15 protein-coding genes and 1 pseudogene are annotated in these 17,274 nt (G+C 69.8%); 8 read left to right on the top strand and 8 right to left on the bottom strand.

Annotated features, from left to right (window positions below; translation table 11 throughout):
* The first annotated feature begins 146 nt into the window (after positions 1 to 146).
* Both ACT3UF_RS00660 and ACT3UF_RS00655 read left to right on the top strand, forming a co-directional pair.
* Entirely contained in the window at positions 147 to 2,438 is a 2,292-nt protein-coding gene (locus tag ACT3UF_RS00660) for a sodium-translocating pyrophosphatase (protein WP_444599772.1), read from the top strand.
* 155 nt (positions 2,439 to 2,593) lie between these two features.
* Positions 2,594 to 2,890, top strand: a complete 297-nt coding sequence (locus ACT3UF_RS00655) for a hypothetical protein (RefSeq protein WP_441445703.1) — start codon at positions 2,594 to 2,596, stop codon at positions 2,888 to 2,890.
* Between the two features lie 179 nt (positions 2,891 to 3,069).
* Here ACT3UF_RS00655 and ACT3UF_RS00650 read toward each other — a convergent pair whose 3' ends face one another.
* Positions 3,070 to 3,132 carry a TraR/DksA C4-type zinc finger protein gene (locus ACT3UF_RS00650; RefSeq protein ID WP_444599773.1) on the bottom strand — a complete coding sequence of 21 codons (63 nt, stop codon included), beginning with the start codon at positions 3,130 to 3,132 and terminating at the stop codon, positions 3,070 to 3,072.
* Between the two features lie 72 nt (positions 3,133 to 3,204).
* Between ACT3UF_RS00650 and ACT3UF_RS00645 the strand changes: the two genes are divergently transcribed.
* The 3 genes from ACT3UF_RS00645 (at position 3,205) to ACT3UF_RS00635 (ending at position 6,028) form a co-directional block, all read left to right on the top strand.
* On the top strand, positions 3,205 to 4,155 hold the full coding sequence (locus tag ACT3UF_RS00645) for an L-lactate dehydrogenase (RefSeq protein ID WP_441445705.1): 951 nt from the start codon (positions 3,205 to 3,207) through the stop codon (positions 4,153 to 4,155).
* 152 nt (positions 4,156 to 4,307) lie between these two features.
* On the top strand, positions 4,308 to 5,909 hold the full coding sequence (locus ACT3UF_RS00640; RefSeq protein WP_441445706.1) for an L-lactate permease: 1,602 nt from the start codon (positions 4,308 to 4,310) through the stop codon (positions 5,907 to 5,909).
* Positions 5,879 to 6,028, top strand: coding sequence for a hypothetical protein (locus ACT3UF_RS00635; protein ID WP_441445707.1), 150 nt, complete (start codon positions 5,879 to 5,881; stop codon positions 6,026 to 6,028). Before ACT3UF_RS00640 ends, ACT3UF_RS00635 begins: the two co-directional genes overlap by 31 nt.
* 36 nt (positions 6,029 to 6,064) lie before the next feature.
* On the opposite strand, the gene ACT3UF_RS00630 is transcribed toward ACT3UF_RS00635, so the two are convergent.
* The 4 genes and pseudogenes from ACT3UF_RS00630 to ACT3UF_RS00615 form a co-directional block, all read right to left on the bottom strand.
* Positions 6,065 to 7,759: an alpha-amylase family protein gene (locus tag ACT3UF_RS00630; protein WP_441445708.1), complete on the bottom strand. Its 1,695-nt coding sequence runs from the start codon at positions 7,757 to 7,759 to the stop codon at positions 6,065 to 6,067.
* A gap of 62 nt (positions 7,760 to 7,821) precedes the next feature.
* Positions 7,822 to 8,778: a TIGR03885 family FMN-dependent LLM class oxidoreductase gene (locus ACT3UF_RS00625; protein ID WP_441445709.1), complete on the bottom strand. Its 957-nt coding sequence runs from the start codon at positions 8,776 to 8,778 to the stop codon at positions 7,822 to 7,824.
* A gap of 68 nt (positions 8,779 to 8,846) precedes the next feature.
* A pseudogene (locus ACT3UF_RS00620) lies at positions 8,847 to 9,322 on the bottom strand (VOC family protein).
* Between the two features lie 127 nt (positions 9,323 to 9,449).
* Positions 9,450 to 10,490, bottom strand: a complete 1,041-nt coding sequence (locus ACT3UF_RS00615; protein ID WP_441445711.1) for an LLM class flavin-dependent oxidoreductase — start codon at positions 10,488 to 10,490, stop codon at positions 9,450 to 9,452.
* A gap of 141 nt (positions 10,491 to 10,631) precedes the next feature.
* Here ACT3UF_RS00615 and ACT3UF_RS00610 point away from each other — a divergent pair, with 141 nt between their 5' ends.
* Positions 10,632 to 10,769, top strand: a complete 138-nt coding sequence (locus ACT3UF_RS00610) for a hypothetical protein (protein ID WP_441445712.1) — start codon at positions 10,632 to 10,634, stop codon at positions 10,767 to 10,769.
* A 66-nt stretch (positions 10,770 to 10,835) separates the two neighbouring features.
* On the opposite strand, the gene ACT3UF_RS00605 is transcribed toward ACT3UF_RS00610, so the two are convergent.
* From ACT3UF_RS00605 to ACT3UF_RS00595, 3 genes are all read right to left on the bottom strand, one after another.
* On the bottom strand, positions 10,836 to 12,143 hold the full coding sequence (locus ACT3UF_RS00605) for an acyl-CoA dehydrogenase family protein (RefSeq protein WP_441445713.1): 1,308 nt from the start codon (positions 12,141 to 12,143) through the stop codon (positions 10,836 to 10,838).
* Between the two features lie 222 nt (positions 12,144 to 12,365).
* Entirely contained in the window at positions 12,366 to 12,695 is a 330-nt protein-coding gene (locus tag ACT3UF_RS00600; protein ID WP_442331893.1) for a hypothetical protein, read from the bottom strand.
* Between the two features lie 174 nt (positions 12,696 to 12,869).
* Entirely contained in the window at positions 12,870 to 13,208 is a 339-nt protein-coding gene (locus tag ACT3UF_RS00595) for a hypothetical protein (protein WP_441446327.1), read from the bottom strand.
* Between the two features lie 210 nt (positions 13,209 to 13,418).
* Between ACT3UF_RS00595 and ACT3UF_RS00590 the strand changes: the two genes are divergently transcribed.
* The gene (locus tag ACT3UF_RS00590) at positions 13,419 to 15,080 is read left to right on the top strand and encodes an ABC-F family ATP-binding cassette domain-containing protein (RefSeq protein WP_444599771.1); all 1,662 of its coding nucleotides are present in this window, start codon (positions 13,419 to 13,421) and stop codon (positions 15,078 to 15,080) included.
* Between the two features lie 184 nt (positions 15,081 to 15,264).
* Positions 15,265 to 17,271: a BCCT family transporter gene (locus ACT3UF_RS00585; RefSeq protein ID WP_444502244.1), complete on the top strand. Its 2,007-nt coding sequence runs from the start codon at positions 15,265 to 15,267 to the stop codon at positions 17,269 to 17,271.
* The last annotated feature ends 3 nt before the right edge of the window (positions 17,272 to 17,274 follow it).

The raw sequence follows: 17,274 nt of genomic DNA, 5'->3' as shown, positions 1-17,274 counted from the left end.
CGGCGGCCTGCGCCCCGCCGGATGCGCCGAAAGGGTATTCCTGGGGGCCGATCGCGGCTACAGTTCGCGCACCAGGTCCGTCGTGCCCGATGACGAGCGCGGCGGGATGAAGGACCCCATACCCACGACGACGTGCGGAGGACCTCATGACACCGGATTCCCTCACCCTCTCCCCGGCGAGCCTCACCACGGTCGGGGTGATCGTGGTGATCGCCCTGATCGCGATCGCGATGGCCCTCCGATTCCGCACCGAGGTGCTGCGCGCCAAGACCGGCACCGACGCCATGAACGAGGTCGCCGCGGCGGTCCAGGAGGGCGCCGCCGCGTACCTCCGTCGTCAGCTGCGCACCCTGGGCGTCTTCGCCGTGCTCACCTTCCTGCTGCTCCTGCTGCTGCCCACCCACGGCGCCACCGGCACCGAGGGGATGCTGCTGCGCGTCGCCCGCTCGGTCGCCTTCCTGGTCGGTGCGGGGTTCTCGGGCCTGATCGGCTACCTCGGGATGTGGCTCGCAGTGCGCGCGAACGTGCGGGTCGCCGCAGCGGCGCACGAGGTCGGCCGAGATCCGGCGATGCTCATCGCCGTGCGCACCGGGGCCTGCGTCGGGATGGCGACGATAGGCTTCGGCCTGCTCGGCGCGGGGATCGTGGTGCTCCTCTTCCGCGGGGACGCCGCCCTGGTGCTCGAGGGCTTCGGCTTCGGCGCCGCGATGGTCGCGATGTTCATGCGCGTCGGCGGCGGCATCTTCACCAAGGCCGCCGACGTCGGCGCCGACCTGGTCGGCAAGCTCGAGAAGAACATCCCCGAGGACGATCCCCGCAACGCCGCGACCATCGCGGACAACGTCGGCGACAACGTGGGGGACTGCGCCGGGATGGCGGCGGACCTCTTCGAGTCCTATGCCGTGACCCTCGTCGCCGCGCTCATCCTGGGCCGGGCCGCCTTCGGGGAGGCCGGCATGGTCTTCCCCCTCATCGTCCCCGCGATCGGTGTGCTCACCGCCCTGATCGGCATCTACCTCACCACCCCGAAGCGGGGCCAGAGCGCCCTGACCACGATCCGCCGCTCCTTCCTGGTCTCCGCCGCGATCTCCGCGGTGCTGTGCACGATCGCTGCCTTCCTCTACCTCCCCGGCACCTTCGCCGAGCTCGGGATCGAGGAGACCACCGCCGCGATCGACGATCCGCGGATCATCGCTGCCGGAGCCGTGGCGATCGGCATCGCCCTCGGTGTGCTGATCCTCTACCTCACCGGCTACTACACCAGCACCGAGGACCGCCCCGTGCGCCAGGTCGCCGCGACCTCCCGCACCGGCGCCGCGACCGTGGTGCTCTCCGGCTTCTCCCTCGGGCTGGAATCCGCGGTGTTCACCGCGCTGGTCATCGCCGCCGCCGTGTTCGGCGCCTTCCTGCTCGGCGGCTCCGGCATCGCCGGCCTGTTCGCGATCGCGCTCGCCGGCTGCGGCCTGCTCACCACCGTCGGCGTGATCGTCGCGATGGACACCTTCGGCCCGGTGACCGACAACGCCCAGGGCATCGCCGAGATGTCCGGGGACGTCGATGTCGAGGGCGCCCAGGTGCTCACCGAGCTCGACGCCGTCGGCAACACCACCAAGGCCATCACCAAGGGCATCGCGATCGCGACCGCCGTGCTCGCCGCGACCGCCCTGTTCGGCTCCTACACCGACGCGATCCGTGATGTGCTCGGGGACCGCTACCAGGACTTCCTGGATCAGTCCGTCGTCTTCTCCCCGCAGACCCTGGTCGGCGTGATCATCGGCGGCGCCGTGGTGTTCCTGTTCTCCGGCCTCGCGATCAGCGCCGTCGGCCGGGCCGCCGGTGCTGTGGTGTATGAGGTGCGCCGCCAGTTCCGCGAGATCGCCGGGATCATGGAGGGCACCGCGAAGCCCGAGTACGGGCGGGTGGTGGACATCGTCACCCGCGACTCGCTGCGGGAGCTCGCCACCCCCGGCCTGCTCGCCGTCGCCGCCCCGATCGCCGTCGGCTTCGGCCTCGGAGCACCGGCCCTCGCCGGCTATCTCGCCGGCGCCATCGCCACCGGCGTGCTGATGGCGATCATGCTCGCCAACTCCGGCGGAGCCTGGGACAACGCCAAGAAGCTCGTGGAGGACGGCCACCACGGCGGCAAGGGCTCGCTCGCACATGAGGCCACCATCATCGGAGACACCGTCGGCGATCCGTTCAAGGACACCGCCGGCCCCTCCATCAACCCGCTGCTCAAGGTGATGAACCTGGTCGCGGTGCTGATCGCCCCCGCCGTGGTCGGGATGAGCGCGCTCAGCGGGGACGCGAACCCGCTGCGCTACCTGATCGCCGCCGCGGCCGTGGCCGCGATCGCGGTGGCGGTGACGATCTCGATCCGTCGCGGAGTGGTGCTGGATGCCGAGGTGGACGACGACGCCAGGTCGGACCTCTCCTGAACCGAATCCCGGCGGTGGTCGCTCCGCTCGAGGACACCCCCGGGGCCGCCGAGACCGCCGAGGATCGACGCCTCGACGTCCGGGAGGGCGAGCCGGGCTCAGGCCCGCGTGACTCGCCCTCGAAGGGGTAGCGCCGGAGTGCTTAGCATGAGCCCATGAACCACTTGCCTGCCAGCAGCTCCGCCGATGCAGCCGCAGCCGACTCCCGTCGCGTCCAGCAGGAGCGGCAGCGCTTCTTCATCGCGTTCGCCGTGATGGAGGGGATCGTGCTCGCGCTCGCGGCCGTCCTGATCTATGTCCTCGAGCTGATCGACCCCGCGCTGGGGCACTGGGTGCTCATCGCGATCGCACTCCTCGGGGGCGGCATCCTCAGCACTTACCTGGTCATCTCCATGCGCCCGAGTCGGCAGGGGTCGGCACCTGTGTCCGGTGCTGGGGATCGCAGCGTGTAGACGAGGGGACGGTTCCGAGGTCCGTCAGGAGTCCGCCCTTGTCGAAGAGCCTCGGGTTCGCCGCGAACCGGGGCCCTCCGGCACGGCGCAGATCCATCGGCATCTCGCGGGGGCCGCGAGCGCAGGCGCGGCGCGGGGGAGCTGCTCGGCGCCGGGCCGCATCGTCCCGACGGCCGGGCTCACGGCGCGCAGTCGATGCACCTGGTCGCCTCGGGCCGGGCCACGAGCCGGGCCGGAGCGATGGGCCTGGGCCGACCACACGGTAAGGGCCTTGGTCCCTGAGGTACGCCCTGCCTTCTTACTAATATGACAACATGATCGAGAACTCAAAACTCACCGTCATCGGAGCCGGCGCCGTCGGCTCCAGCGTCGCCTACGCGGCCCTCATCCGCGGGTCCGCCCGCCACGTCGCGCTGTATGACATCAACGCCGAGAAGACCGAGGCGGAGGTGCTGGACCTCGCCCACGGCACTTTGTTCACCCGCGGCGGCGACATCATCGGCGGCTCGGACATCGCTGTGGCCGAGGGATCGCACGTCGTGGTCATCACCGCCGGTGCCAAGCAGAAGCCCGGCCAGACCCGCATCGAACTGGCCGCGACGAATGCGAAGATCGTCCGCTCCCTCATGCGTCAGACTCTCGAGGTCGCGCCCGACGCCGTCTTCGTCATCGTCACCAACCCCTGCGACGTGCTGACCATGCTCGCCCACGAGGGCTCCGGGCTCCCGGCCGAGCGCGTCTTCTCCTCCGGCACCGTGCTGGACTCCTCGCGGCTGCGGTGGGAGATCGCGCGCCGCACGAACGTGGCGTCCACCAGCGTGCACGCCCAGATCGTCGGCGAGCACGGGGACACCGAGTTCCCGCTGTGGTCCGCCGCCCGCATCAATGCGGTGCCGATCCTCGACTGGACCGGCGAGGACCGGACGCCGATGTTCACCCCCGAACAGCTCGACCAGATCGCGGTCGACGTGCGCGACGCCGCCTACAAGGTCATCCAGGGCAAGGGCGCCACGAACTACGCCATCGGCCTGTCCAGCGCCCGCATCGTCGAGGCGATCCTCGGCGACGAGAACGCCGTGCTGAACGTCTCCACGGTGCTCTCCGACTTCCACGGCATCGACGGCGTCGCGCTGTCCGTGCCGAGCATCGTCAACTCCTCCGGCGCCCACCCCATCTACGAGACCCCCTTCGACGAGCAGGAGATCGCGAAGCTGCGCGAGTCCGCCGCGGCGCTCGAGAAGGTCGCCGCGGACCTGCGCGACTGATCCGCCGTCGCGATCCACGGGAGGAGCGAGGGACTCCCGCGGATGACCCCACCCCCGACCCCCGGGGACCGCGATCCGGTCGCCGCGGGTCGATCCCCTCGTGCCCGCCGGCGTGACACCGTCCCCGGCCCCGATCCAGAGGAACCCCGCACATGTGGATGCAATCCATCGACCCCCTCGGCAACCTGACGCTCTCCGCGCTGGTCGCCGCCCTGCCCATCCTCGTCTTCCTCCTCCTGATGGTGGTCTTCAAGCTCTCGGGAGTGATCTCGGGACTGATCGCCCTGGTGGTCGAGGTGCTCGTCGCACTGCTCGTCTTCGGCATGCCGGCCTCGGCCGTGGCCGGCGCCGGGCTCTCCGGCCTGCTCACCGCGATCTGGCCGATCGCCTACATCATCGTGATGGCGGTGTGGCTCTACCGCCTGGCCGTGTTCTCGGGCCGCTTCGACATCATCCGCTCCTCGATCGGAGCGATCTCCGCTGACCAGCGGGTGCAGGTGCTGCTGATCAGCTTCGGCTTCGGCGCCTTCCTCGAGGGGGTGGCAGGCTTCGGCGTCCCCATCGCGATCTGCGCCGCCCTGCTGGTGCAGCTCGGTTTCACGCCCATCAGGGCCGCGGTGATCTCGCTGGTCGCGAACGCCGGTGCCGGCGCCTACGGCGCGATCGGCATCCCGGTGCTGGTCGGCGCCCAGGTGACCGGCCTGGACGTCATGGAGCTCTCCCGCGCTCTGGTCATCGTGCTGCAGCCGCTGACGTTCCTGATCCCGTTCTTGCTGGTGGTGATGATGGACGGGCTGCGGGGACTGCGCGAGACCTTCCCGCTCACCCTGGTGGTCTCCGTGGTCTTCAGCGGGGTGCAGGGCGGGGTGCTGTGGTTCCTCGGCCCCGAACTGGCGGACATCGGCGCGGGCCTGGCGGCGATGGTGGCCGTCTTCGCCGTGAGCCGGGTGTGGAAGCCGCGACGGATCTACCGCGAGAACGACTCCCCGATCCCCGAGGCCGAGAAGCACAGCTTCCACGAGGTGGTGGTGGCCTGGAGCCCCTTCTACATCCTCTCCGGCTTCATCCTGCTATGGTCGCTGCCCCCGGTGAAGGAGCTGTTCGCCACCGGCGCCCTCGCCGCCACCACCCTCCGCGTCCCGCTGCCCGGCCTGACCGGGGAGGTCTCCACCGCCGCCGGCGACCTCGTCGAGTACACCTGGAACGTCTCGATCCTCGGCGCCACCGGTACCGCGATCCTGCTCGCCGTGATCCTCTCCTTCCTCACCACCCCGCAGGTCTCCCTGCGCGAGCTGCTCCGCGAGCTGGGCGGCACCCTCAAGAGCCTGGGCAAGGCGATCGTGCTGATCGCTGTGATCCTGGTGCTCGCCAACATCGCCAACTACTCCGGGGGCTCGACCTCGATGGGCTCGGCGCTGGCCGCCGTCGGACCGCTGTTCCCGCTGATCGCTCCCGTGATCGGCTGGATCGGGGTGTTCCTGACCGGCTCCGTCGTCAACAACAACACCCTGTTCGCTCCGCTGCAGGTCGCCACCGCCGAGGGCATCGGGGCGGCGCCCGCGCTGCTGGTGGGCGGCAACACCGCCGGCGGCACCACCGCGAAGGTCATCTCCCCGCAGTCGATCGCGATCGCCGCTGGCGCGGTGGGCCTGTCCGGCCGGGAGGGCGAGATCCTGCGCCGGGCGATCGCTCCGAGCCTGGGGATGCTGGCCGTCATCTGCGTATGGAACTTCGTGCTCGCGCTGCTGCTGTGAGCGGCGGCGTGGTGCCGGTGCGCGTGGTCTCCACCTGCAGCAGCCGTCCGCGCCAGGTATTCGGCAGCGGGGTCGAGGCCTCCGAGCACATCGACCGGCTGCGCGGCGATCAGGGCTGAGGCACCCGGCCCCGGCACCGCAGTCGTCGGTCCTCGTCACCGCAGCCGTCGGTCCCCCGTGAGCAGCAGTCGCAGCCAGTGGTGGCCGTATCCGCCGACGTCCAGGGTGAGCCGCCCCTCCTGACCGATGGTGTGCCGCTCGCCGCTGAAGAGGTCGAGCACCTCGGTGCCGTCCTCGACCTCGGCAACGTGGACGGTCAGCGTGGTGGCCGCGGGTGCGAGGTTGTGCACCAGCACGGAGGAGGAGGTGCCGCCGCCGAAGGGGTTCCAGGTGCAGCGATGCACGAGCACCGCGGGGGCGTCCGACGCGAGGACCTCGTAGTCGCCCATCCCGACCTCGGGGCATTCCCGGTAGCGGCGGGCGAGCTGCCCGATGAAGGACAGCAGCGAGTCCGGGTCGGAGCGCTGATCCTCGGCGTTGACGTGCTCTGCCCCGTAGGGTCCCCCGGTCACAGGGGCGACGAGAGCGGACGGCTTCGCGACGGAGAAGCCGCCGTTCTTGCCCGCCGTCCACTGCATCGGGGAGCGCACCGAGAGTCGACCGGGGATGTCGAGGTTCTCGCCCATGCCGATCTCCTCGCCGTAGAACAGCACCGGCGTGCCGGGCAGGGCGAACAGCAGCGAGTAGACCATCGTGAGCCGCCGAGGATCGCCGTCGAGCATCGGAGGCAGCCGTCGCCGCAGCCCGCGACCGTACAGCTGCATCTCCTCCTCGGGCCCGAAGGCGTCGAAGACCTCCTGGCGCTCGTCCTCGCTGAGCTTGTCGAGCGTGAGCTCGTCGTGGTTGCGCACGAAGGTCGCGAACTGCCGGGTGGGCTTCAGCGACGGCCGACGGTTCAGTGTGCGCGCCATCTCGGTGGCATCATGCCGAGCCAGCGACAGGTACATCCGCTGCATCAGCTCGAAGTCGAACATCATGGTCAGCTCATCGGCGTCGTCGCCCCCGAAGAACGCCATCTGCTCCTCGTAGGGCAGGTTCACCTCGCCGAGCAGGATCGCATCGCCGCGTCGGCGGCCGATGAAAGCGGAGAGGCTGCGCAGGTACTCGTGGGGGTCGGAGTAGTCGGCGGAGGCGTCCGGCACGATGCCGCGGCTCTCGATGAAGTACGGCACCGCGTCCACCCGGAAGCCGTCCAGGCCAAGCTGCAGCCAGAACCCGATGATCTTCGCGACCTCCTGCTGCACCGCCGGATTGGTGATGTTGAGGTCCGGCTGCTCGGAGTAGAAGTTGTGCAGGTAGTACTGGCCGGCCTTCTCGTCGTAGGTCCACAGCGAGTCCTCTGCGTCGGGGAAGACCACCTGGTCGGAGGTGTCCTCGGGCGGCTCGTCCCGCCACACGTAGTAGTCGCGGTACGGGCTGTCGCGGGACGAGCGAGCCGCTGTGAACCACGGATGCTGGTGGGAGGTGTGGTTGACGACCAGGTCCATGATCACGCGCATCCCGCGGTCCTTCGCCGTGCGGAGCAGCTCCACCAGGTCGCCGTGGTCGCCCAGACGGGGATCCACGCCGTAGTAGTCGATGATGTCGTAGCCGTCGTCACGGCCCTTGGTGGGGTTCAGCGGCATCAGCCACAGACAGGTCACCCCGAGTCCGGCCAGGTAGTCCAGACGCTGCGAGAGGCCGTCGATGTCGCCGACGCCGTCGTCGTTGCCGTCGAAGAACTTCTCGATGTCCAGGCAGTACACGACGGCGGACTTCCACCATTGGTCCGAGGTCTCGGTCTTCAGCACGGGGTCTCCTCACGGGGACGGGAACGGGGCCGGGGTGCGGGGCCCTCACTGCGGGCGGTCGGTCACCGCAGCTGGGGCAGGACCTTCTCGCCGAAGGCCTCCAGGAACGGTCGCTGCTGCTGGCCGACGTGGTGCAGGTACACCTCGTCGAAGCCGAGGGACGCCAAGTCGTGGATCTGCTCGGTGAGCTCGCCGAGGTCGGAGGAGACCAGCACCGCCTCGCGCAGCTGCTCGGAGCCGACTCCGTGCTCGCTGACCGCGTCGTAGGTCGCCACGCGAAGGTCGGTGGAGGCGGGGGAGGGGAAGATGTTGGAGCGCCACTGGTCGTGCGCCACAGCGAACGCCTCCTGTTCGGTCGGGGCCCAGGCCAGGTGGACCTGGAGGATGCGGTGCGGCGCGCCACCGGCATCCGCCCAGCGGTCGAGCATCTCGCGCAGCAGGGACGGATCCTGGTTGATGGTCGCGAGCCCGTCGGCCCAGCGCGCCCCGCGCATCGCGGTGGCCACACTGATCGCCGGCGCGATCAGCGGCGGCCGCGGCTCGGCGAGCTCCCAGACGGTCGCCTCCTCGACCGTGACCAGGCCGTCGTGGGAGACCGTCTCGCCGGCGAGCAGACGACGGATCACCTCGACACTCTCCTCGAGGCGCTGCTGTCGGACGTCCTTGCGGGGCCACCCCTGCCCGGTCACGTGCTCATTGGCGAACTGGCCGGTGCCCAGCGCGGTCCAGAAGCGTCCCGGGAACATCTGCCCGAGGGTGGCGATCGCCTGGGCGACGATCGCGGGGTGGTAGCGCTGCCCGGGGGCGGTGACGGTGCCGAAGGTCAGCTCGGTGGTGGCGAGCGCCGCGCCCAGCCAGGGCCAAGCCATCCCGGCATGCCCCTGCCTCTGCGACCACGGCTCGAGATGGTCCGAGCACATGGCCGCCTGGAATCCGACCTGCTCGGCCAGCTGGACGTCCGCGAGCAGCTGGCGCGGGGAGATCTGCTCGTGGGAGGCATGGAAGCCGTAGACAGTCATGTCGTCGTTCCTAGCAGAGCGCGGCACCGTTCGGAAGTGGTCCGACCGAGAGGCCGGGGAGCCGGGACTCAGCCCGCCGCGGCCTCCAGACGCGCGATGTCGAGCTTGACCTGGGTCATCAGCTCGGCGGTCACCGCCTCGGCGTGGGGCCCGGTGAGCAGGGCGGTGAGCTGCTGCGGCACGATCTGCCAGGACAGCCCGAACCGGTCGACGCACCACCCGCATTGCGACTCGCGCCCGCCGCCGCGACGAGCGCCTCCCACAGCCGGTCGATCTCCGCCTGCGAGTCGACGGTGACCACGATCGAGACCGCTTCGGAGAGGGGGAACTGCGGCCCGCCGTTGAGCAGCATGTACGGGACACCCATGAGTTCGATCTCCACGGTCAGCGCCTGACCGGTCATATCGGGACCGTCCGGTGGTCCGCCGCCCGCCTCGTAGACGCTGCGGCCCAGGAGCTTCGAGCCGGGCAGCAGGGAGACGTAGAACTCGGCGGCCTCGTCGATGTCGCCATCGAACCAGAGACAGGTGCTCACTGTGGTCATGGCGGCATCATCCTCCCTGACCTCGTGGCTACGGAACGGTCAGCACGAAAGATCTGGGAAGGTCGCCTCCTGGTTGACGGTGACGGTGATGTGTGGCATCAGTCCTGAGCGGGATGAGCAGGAGCGGTCACTCAGACCGCGGTGACCAGCCCAGCAGCGGACCGAGCCGCGTTGCGATATCGGTGAGGATCTGCACGTAGTCCTCGTGCTCGAAGCTGAAAGGGAGGGCGAAGGCGACCTCGTCCACCTCGCGGAATCCGGCGTGAGCCCAGAGCTGCTCGGCGATCTCCTGGCTGGTGCCCAGGAGATCCGGGGCGAACATCATGCCGCGGGGTCCCTGCGGGCTGTGGGTGCGAGGCAGTCGCTCCTGGACATAGTCCCGGTACTTCTCCCGCTGCTCCGGGCTCGCCGAGTCCGTGGGGATGACGACCAGGCCCTGGGAGACGCGGGCAGCGGCATTCGGGGCATGTGCCGTGGCGGCCTCCCTGAACGCCCGGATCTGAGCGGCCTGGACGGCGGCGAAGTCCGGATCCTGCCCCTGGTCGGGGAAGATGACGCTGCTGCTGAGCAGGTTCAGCCCATGCTTCCCGGCCCAGGCCGCTGAGCTCATGCTGCCGGCCCCGTACCAGAGCCGGTCTCGCAGCCCGGGGGAGTACGGCTCGACCCGGGAGGAGTACTCCTCGACCACGCCCTGCTTGCCGGAGAGGTCCCGCACCGGCTCACCGGCGAGGAAGCCGGCGAGCTGCTCCACCCGGGCCTTGCTGAAGTCCTCGAGCTCTGCGGTGTGCGGGTAGAGAGCATGCTTGAGGGTCTCGTACTGCATCGGGGTGCCCACGCTGACCCCTGGATTGATCCGGCCCCCGGAGAGCACGTCCACCGTGGCGAGATCCTCGGCCAGCCGCAGCGGGTTCTCCCAGCCCAGCGGGGTCACCGCGGTGCCCAGCTCGATCCGTCGGGTGCGCTGACTGGCCGCGGCCATCACGGCCACGGGGGAGGAGATCCCGAACTGCAGGTGGCGGTGGCGCAGCCAGGCGCTGTCGAACCCCAGCTCCTCACCGAGCTCGATAATCCGCAACGTCGACTCGTGCCCGGCGGCGGGGTCCTCCGGATCGAACAGCCCGATGGTGAGGAAGCCGAGGCGCTGCAGAGACTGGGAACGATCGGGCATCGGGCACCTGTTTCGAGAGGGGAGAACGGGGTGTGGCCAGAGTCCGCATCGTATCGAGCGCGGTCTGGGTCTGGGTCTGGGTCTGGGTCTGGGCCTGCCCGCCCGGTAGCCGGTACGGTCGAGGGCGACCACCATCAGGAGGTGCAGATGCTGAACTGGCTGTTCCGCGCACGACGGATTCGGGGCGATGTCCGTGCCGCCCAGCGAGGGCCGGAAGCGATGGGGGAGCGTGCGGGCCGACGCGCCGCGCACCGCCTGCTCTCACGCCTGCTGCGCTAGCGCCCTCGTCCGGGCGCCGCAGCCGACCGACGGGGAGTGACCTGGTCCCCGTCGGCCGGGCGACGATCAGGCGCCGACGGACACCGTGGAATGGACGGGCACCGGGGAATCGACGGACTCTGTGGAGTCGACGGATGCCGTGGAGTCGACGGGCACCGCGGAAGCGAAGCTCGCTTCCGGGGACTGGCCGCTCACCGTGCCGATCGCCCACTGGAACCCCGGCTCGGTGCCGTTGACCTCCCACGCGCCGATCTCTTTGGCCTTGTACACCCACGGATTATGGGAGGCGACGGTGCGAGCGTTGCGCCAGTGGCGATCCAGCGCCGCAGTCTCGCGCACGGCGGATGCTCCCAGGGCGTCGAACAGTCGGGTCGCCGCCTCCGGCACCAGTCGCGAGGTGACGACCTGGGCACGGGCCGAGGCGATCTCCGCCTCGACCACGGCGGCGCGCGCCTGTTCTCCTCCGTGCAGCGCGGCGTCGTGCGCCGCCTGCACGGCGTCGGCCACCTGAGCGGTGAGGGCGCTCGCGGTATGCGCGACGGCCGAGATCTCCCCGACCACCTGGAGGATCTGCGGATCCTCCCGGACCCGATCGGCGTTGCCGTGACTGTAGGTGCGGGTGCGGGCGGCTACTGCCGCGACCGCATCCGTCTCGATGGCAGAGGCGATCCCCGCCTGCACGGCGAGCAGCACCAGCTGGTAGACGGCCGTCTGGTAGTCGAAGCGATCGGCGAAGGGGATCACATCGCGGGCCTCGAGGCGGGCGTGGTCATAGATGATCGTGCCGGTGCCGGTGAGCTTCTGGCCGAAGCCGTCCCAGTCATCGCTGATGCGCACCCCGGGCTGGGCGAGCGGGACCACGGCGATGTGCTGGCCGCCGTCCGCCGCTTCGACCAGGGTGTCGGAGTAGTCGGCGTAGATCGAGCCGGTCGTGTAGAACTTCTGCCCGGTCACCCCAGCGTGCTCGCCGTCGACAGTGAGCCGAGTGCCGAAGGAGCCACGTTCCACCGAGCCGATCTCCGACCACGCATTGCCGATCACCGCGCCGTCGGCGATCTTCGCGAGCCACCGATCGCGGAACTCGGTGTGCGGAGTGACCAGCAGATCCTCGACGAAGGCGATGTGTCCGCGCCAGATCTGCGGGAGGTTGGAGTCCGCGGCGGCCAGGTCGACCAGCAGCGCGGTCAGCTGCGGGATCGTCGCGCCGAGGCCCCCGGCGTCCACGGGGAGCCGCACGCGCCCGAGACCGGCGTCGGCGAGGGCGCGCACCTCGGCCACCGGCAGGGTCCGGTCCCGTTCCCGGTCCAGGGTGCCGGCGGCGATGGACGTCAGCACGGGGGAGAAGCGGTCACGGAGCTCAGCGATCGTGGTCATAGCGGGCCTTTCGTGGACTCTTACGGTGGGTGATGGCCGACTGTAGGAGCCGCAGAGCGTGGAGGCCAGAGAGCTGTCGCATGCCGTCATGTGGTGACTTCCGGGGTGACGCCCGGGGATGCATCGCAGACGAAGCCGCCCGGTTCTTCGCAGAGCTCTTGGACGGTCTGAGCCCGCGGCGTGACAATATGGTCACGGCGCCGTCGCGTCGAGGCGCCCTCGTCAGTCCCGCAGGGATCTGCCGTCGGGGCCGCCCCAGGTGTCCAGCACCTCGAGCACCCGGCCGACGAGCTCTCCGAGCGAGCTCGTCTCGTGCAGGGCGGGGGACTGCGGATGAGGGATGCCGAGGACCCAACCGGCGCTCGACTCCCCGTCCGTCTTCGCGACGACGATGCCTGCCCCGTGGGGCAGCGGGATGCGCAGCAGGGGCCGCTCCTCATCGAGCATGAGCCGGCCGTCCAACTCGGGACGGGCTCTGACGAGAGCATCGTGGATCCGTTCACGCTCGAGCCAGTCGCCGAAGGCAGCTGCCATGTCGTGGGTGAAAAGCATGCAGGTCCTTCCACAGGGGCGAGTGATCGCGGTGGCCGGGAGCGGCCGTCGCGGGGGAGCTGCCTGCCGATGCTGCGCAGGAGCACGCCCCCATCATGCGCCAAAAGTCGGACATTTCGGATAAGTGTCCACGTGATGCCATGGCGTGAGGTGGCTCTCGTCGGTCGCGAGCGGTCAGCCCCGCAGGCGGGGCTCCGTCCCGTCGGGAGTCGGAATCGGCAGGGCCAGCAGATCGAGCGTCAGCGCCACCACGTCGTCGGCGGAGTCGAGCTCGTGGAGCACCGGTGCTGAAGCGTCCGAGATCCCCACGACCCACGAGGTCGGCTCTGCCTCATGCATCCTTGCCATGACCACCACCGCTCCGCTCTTGCGAGGGATCCGCAGCAGCGGCCGCTGGGCGTCGAGCATCAGGGTGCCGGCGAGCTCGGGCCGAGCGGCGATGAGGGCGCGCCGGATCCGGTCGCGCTTGATCCAGTCGCCGAAGGCGACGGCCAGGTCAGGGGTGAAGCGCATGAGGGGTCCTTCCGCAGAGGCGAGCTCGCGACTGGACCGGGTGGGTCGGCGCGAGGGAGGTGCGTCGTCCCTCCAGCAGTCCGACACCTGTCCACAATGCAGCCGATGGCTGACAAGTGAACTACCGCAGGGCGAGCAGAAGGGTCATCACCCGGAGCTCCACGCGGCAGCGGCGGCGAGTGCTGCTCGCCGCAGTGGGAGAATGTGCGGATGACCGCCACTCTCGTCGCCCACGGCCTTGCCGGCGGGTACGGCCACCGTGTCCTGTTCGAGGATCTCGACCTCACCGTCGCGCCCGGGGACGTGATCGGCGTGGTGGGTGCCAACGGTGCTGGCAAGTCCACCTTGCTGCGCCTGCTCGCCCGGGTCGATGCCTCGCACGCCGGGACCCTCTCGCTCTCCCCCTCGGATGCCTTCGTGGGCTGGCTGCCGCAGGAGCACGAACGCCGTGACGGCGAGACCGTCGCCGGCTACATCGCCCGCCGCACCGGCTGCGCGCAGGCCACCGCGGAGATGGACGCGGCGGCCACCGCCCTCGGGCAGGAGTCGCCGCGCGGCGGCCCCGACCCGGCTGATGTGTACGCCACCGCCCTGGAGCGCTGGCTCGCCAGCGGCGCCGCAGATCTCGAGGAGCGGATCCCCGCGGTGCTCGCGGATCTCGGCCTGTCCTACGAGGCCCACGGGGTGCGACGCACCGAGATGACCTCGCTCTCCGGCGGCCAGGCCGCCCGGGTGGGACTGGCAGCGCTGCTGCTGAGCCGCTTCGACCTGGTGCTGCTGGACGAACCCACCAACGACCTCGACCTCGACGGCCTTCAGCGGCTCGAGACCTTCGTGCAGGGACTGCGCGGGGGAGTGGTGCTGGTCAGCCATGACCGGGAGTTCCTCGCCCGCTGCGTCACTGATGTGCTCGAGCTCGACCTCGCCCAGAATTCTCACCGGCTCTACGGCGGCGGCTACGACGCCTACCTCGAGGAGCGGGCCACGGTGCGCCGCCATGCCCGTGAGCAGTACGAGGACTTCGCCGCGACGAAGGCCGATCTCGTCTCCCGGGCACGCACCCAGCGCGAATGGTCCAGTCAGGGCGTGCGCAACGCGATGAAGAAGTCCCCGGACAATGACAAGCTCCGTCGCCGCGCGCAGTCCGAGTCGAGCGAGAAGCAGGCCCGCAAGGTGCGCCAGATGGAGAGCCGGATCGCGCGCCTGGACGAGGTGGAGGAACCCCGCAAGGAATGGCAGCTGCAGTTCACGATTGGTGCCGCACCGCGTTCGAGCAGCGTGGTCGCCACCCTCACCGGCGCGGTGGTGAGGCAGGGCGACTTCACCCTCGGACCGATCTCGACCCAGGTCGCCGCCGGGGAGCGGATCGGGATCACGGGGCCCAACGGAGCGGGCAAGTCGACGCTGCTGCGGGCGCTGCTGGGCAGGCGCGCGGTGGACGAGGGGTCGTCGTCGCTCGGCGCGAGCGTGCGGATCGGCGAGATCGACCAGGCCCGCTCGCTGTTCATGGGGTCTATCCCGCTCGCTGACGCCGTCGAGGCCCAGCTGCCGGAGCAGTCCCCGGCTGAGGTGCGCACCCTGCTGGCGAAGTTCGGGCTCCGCGCCGACCACGTGGGCCGTGCCGCCGCTGAGCTGTCACCGGGGGAGCGCACCCGTGCCGCCCTCGCCCTGCTGCAGGCCCGCGGCGTGAACCTGCTGGTGCTCGATGAGCCCACCAACCATCTCGACCTCCCCGCGATCGAGCAGCTCGAGCAGGCGCTGGAGTCCTATGAGGGCACCCTGCTGCTGGTCACCCATGACCGGCGCATGCTCGAGACAGTGCGCACCGACCGCCGTTGGCACGTCGAGAGCGGGACGCTCGCCGAGCTGTGAGATCGCCGTCTCCTGTCCCGGGCAGCGGATTCGCTGATTACAGTAGGCGCTCGAATGCCTGCGGCGTGCGACGCGCAGCGGTCGGAAAACAGCCGGCGACTGCACGCGATGACTCCGTCTCGCGGCCCGCCGTACTGGAACCGTCCCGCCTTCCCCACCCGAACGGAGTCACGACGTGACGAACCTGGACGAGCCCACCGCCCCGAGGGAGAAGGGCGAGCGCGGCGGATCCCCAGGGCGCCCACCCGGCAACCCGCTGGCGAGCTTCGACTACTCCAGGCCGCAGTACCCCCATGACATCCACCCGGCCCTGGTGCCGGGGATCGGCATCGACGAGCAGCGCCGTCGCTACAGCATCGACAAGATCGTGTTCGGCGTCGCCGGCGTCCTCGCCGTCGCCTTCGTGATCTGGGGGATCGTCAGCCCCACCAGCGTCGGCGACGTCGCGAACGTCGCCTATGCCTGGGTCATGACCCACCTCGGCTGGCTCTTCAACGCCGTCGCCACGGTGGTGCTGGTGACCCTGCTGATCCTGGCCTTCTCCCGGTACGGGAAGATCCCGCTGGGCAAGGACGGGGAGACCCCGGAGTTCTCCACCTTCTCGTGGGTGGCGATGCTGTTCGCCGCCGGCCTCGGCATCGGCGTGATGTTCTGGGGACCCTCGGAACCGCTGACATACTTCCTCACCCCGCCGCCGCTGACGAACGAGCCCGAATCGGTCGAGGCGCTGCACACGGCCCTCGCCCAGACCTATTACCACTGGGGCTTCCACGCCTGGGCGATGTACGCCCTGGTGGGTGGCGCGGTGGCGTACGCGGCCTATCGCCGAGGGCGCACCCTGCTGATGTCCTCGATCTTCGAGCGCCTGTTCGGCAAGAAGCACTCCGAGGGCTGGGCGGGGCAGCTGGTGGACATCTTCGCGATCATCGCGACGCTGTTCGGTACCGCCGCCGCGCTCGGCATCGCTGTGCTGCAGATCGGCGAGGGCTTCGTGATCGTCTCGGGTGCCTCGGAACTGACCAACACCATGATGATCGTGATCATCGCGGTGCTCTCGGTCGGCTTCGTTCTCTCGGCGGTCTCCGGCGTCTCCCGCGGCATCCGCTACCTCTCGAACACCAACATCGTGCTCACGATCGGCTTCGCCGCAGCGCTGTTCATCCTGGGTCCGACCCTGTTCCTGCTGAACCTGCTGCCCTCGGCCGTGATGGAGTACCTCGGCTCGCTGCTCGAGTTCATGGGGCGCTCGGCCTCATGGGGCCAGGACACCCTCGACTTCCAGTCCGCCTGGACCGTGTACTACTGGGCCTGGTGGATCTCATGGTCGCCCTTCGTGGGCATCTTCATCGCGCGCATCTCCCGCGGCCGCACCATCCGCCAGTTCGTGCTCGGCGTCATCCTCATCCCCTCCTCCCTGCTGTTCCTCGCGTACGGGATCATGGGCGGCACCGCGATCTCGATGTACCGCGACGGCTCGCTGGGCCAGATGGACTCGGTGAACCCGGCCCAGGTGCTGTTCACGATGGTGGAGAACCTGCCCTTCGCCGAGTTCCTGCCGATCCTGATCATGTTCATCCTGGGGATCTTCTTCATCACCGCCGCCGACTCCGCCTCCGTGGTGATGGGCATCCTCACCACCAAGGGCAGCCAGAGCCCGCCCAAGCTCGTCGTGGTCTTCTGGGGAGTGGTGATGGGCGGCATCGCGGTGGTGATGCTGCTGCTGGGCGGTGAGACCGCGCTGCAGGGACTGCAGTCGCTGGTGATCATCACCGCCGTGCCCTTCGCCGTGGTGATGCTCCTGATCATCGTGGCCTGGCTGCGGGAGCTGCGCAGCGACCCCCTCACCCTGCGCCAGCAGTACGCCGCGGCGGCGATCGACAACGCCGTCGTGGACGGCGTGGACAAGTTCGACGACGACTTCAGCCTGCAGGTGGTCCGCACCGAACCGGGTGAGGGCGCCGGCGCCGTGGTCGACTCCACCGACGGGGAGTTCACCGAGTGGTACCAGCGCACTGACGAGAACGGCGAGCCTGTCGGCTACGACTTCGACACCGGGGAATGGGCCGACGGCTGGATCCCTGAGACGGGGGAGAGCAAGGTCGTCTCCGTCGACGATGCGGATCCTGCTGACCAGGCGGACGCACTTGAGGATCCGAGCGGCACGGGGTCAGACCCCGAACCTGTCCGCTGACCG

It is taken from the genome of Brachybacterium sp. AOP24-D1-21, assembly GCF_052378665.1.
Lineage (GTDB): Bacteria > Actinomycetota > Actinomycetes > Actinomycetales > Dermabacteraceae > Brachybacterium.
This window is presented reverse-complemented; position numbering and strand designations above follow the sequence as displayed.

Bases quoted from the DNA above. Each gene is read 5' to 3' on its own strand.
- ACT3UF_RS00605 (WP_441445713.1), bottom strand. From the start codon at position 12,143: ATGACCACGATCGCTGAGCTCCGTGACCGCTTCTCCCCCGTGCTGACG.
- ACT3UF_RS00635 (WP_441445707.1), top strand. From the start codon at position 5,879: ATGGAACTTCGTGCTCGCGCTGCTGCTGTGAGCGGCGGCGTGGTGCCG.
- ACT3UF_RS00655 (WP_441445703.1), top strand. From the start codon at position 2,594: ATGAACCACTTGCCTGCCAGCAGCTCCGCCGATGCAGCCGCAGCCGAC.
- ACT3UF_RS00615 (WP_441445711.1), bottom strand. From the start codon at position 10,490: ATGCCCGATCGTTCCCAGTCTCTGCAGCGCCTCGGCTTCCTCACCATC.
- ACT3UF_RS00590 (WP_444599771.1), top strand. From the start codon at position 13,419: ATGACCGCCACTCTCGTCGCCCACGGCCTTGCCGGCGGGTACGGCCAC.
- ACT3UF_RS00645 (WP_441445705.1), top strand. From the start codon at position 3,205: ATGATCGAGAACTCAAAACTCACCGTCATCGGAGCCGGCGCCGTCGGC.
- ACT3UF_RS00660 (WP_444599772.1), top strand. From the start codon at position 147: ATGACACCGGATTCCCTCACCCTCTCCCCGGCGAGCCTCACCACGGTC.
- ACT3UF_RS00625 (WP_441445709.1), bottom strand. From the start codon at position 8,778: ATGACTGTCTACGGCTTCCATGCCTCCCACGAGCAGATCTCCCCGCGC.
- ACT3UF_RS00640 (WP_441445706.1), top strand. From the start codon at position 4,308: ATGTGGATGCAATCCATCGACCCCCTCGGCAACCTGACGCTCTCCGCG.
- ACT3UF_RS00595 (WP_441446327.1), bottom strand. From the start codon at position 13,208: ATGCGCTTCACCCCTGACCTGGCCGTCGCCTTCGGCGACTGGATCAAG.
- ACT3UF_RS00600 (WP_442331893.1), bottom strand. From the start codon at position 12,695: ATGCTTTTCACCCACGACATGGCAGCTGCCTTCGGCGACTGGCTCGAG.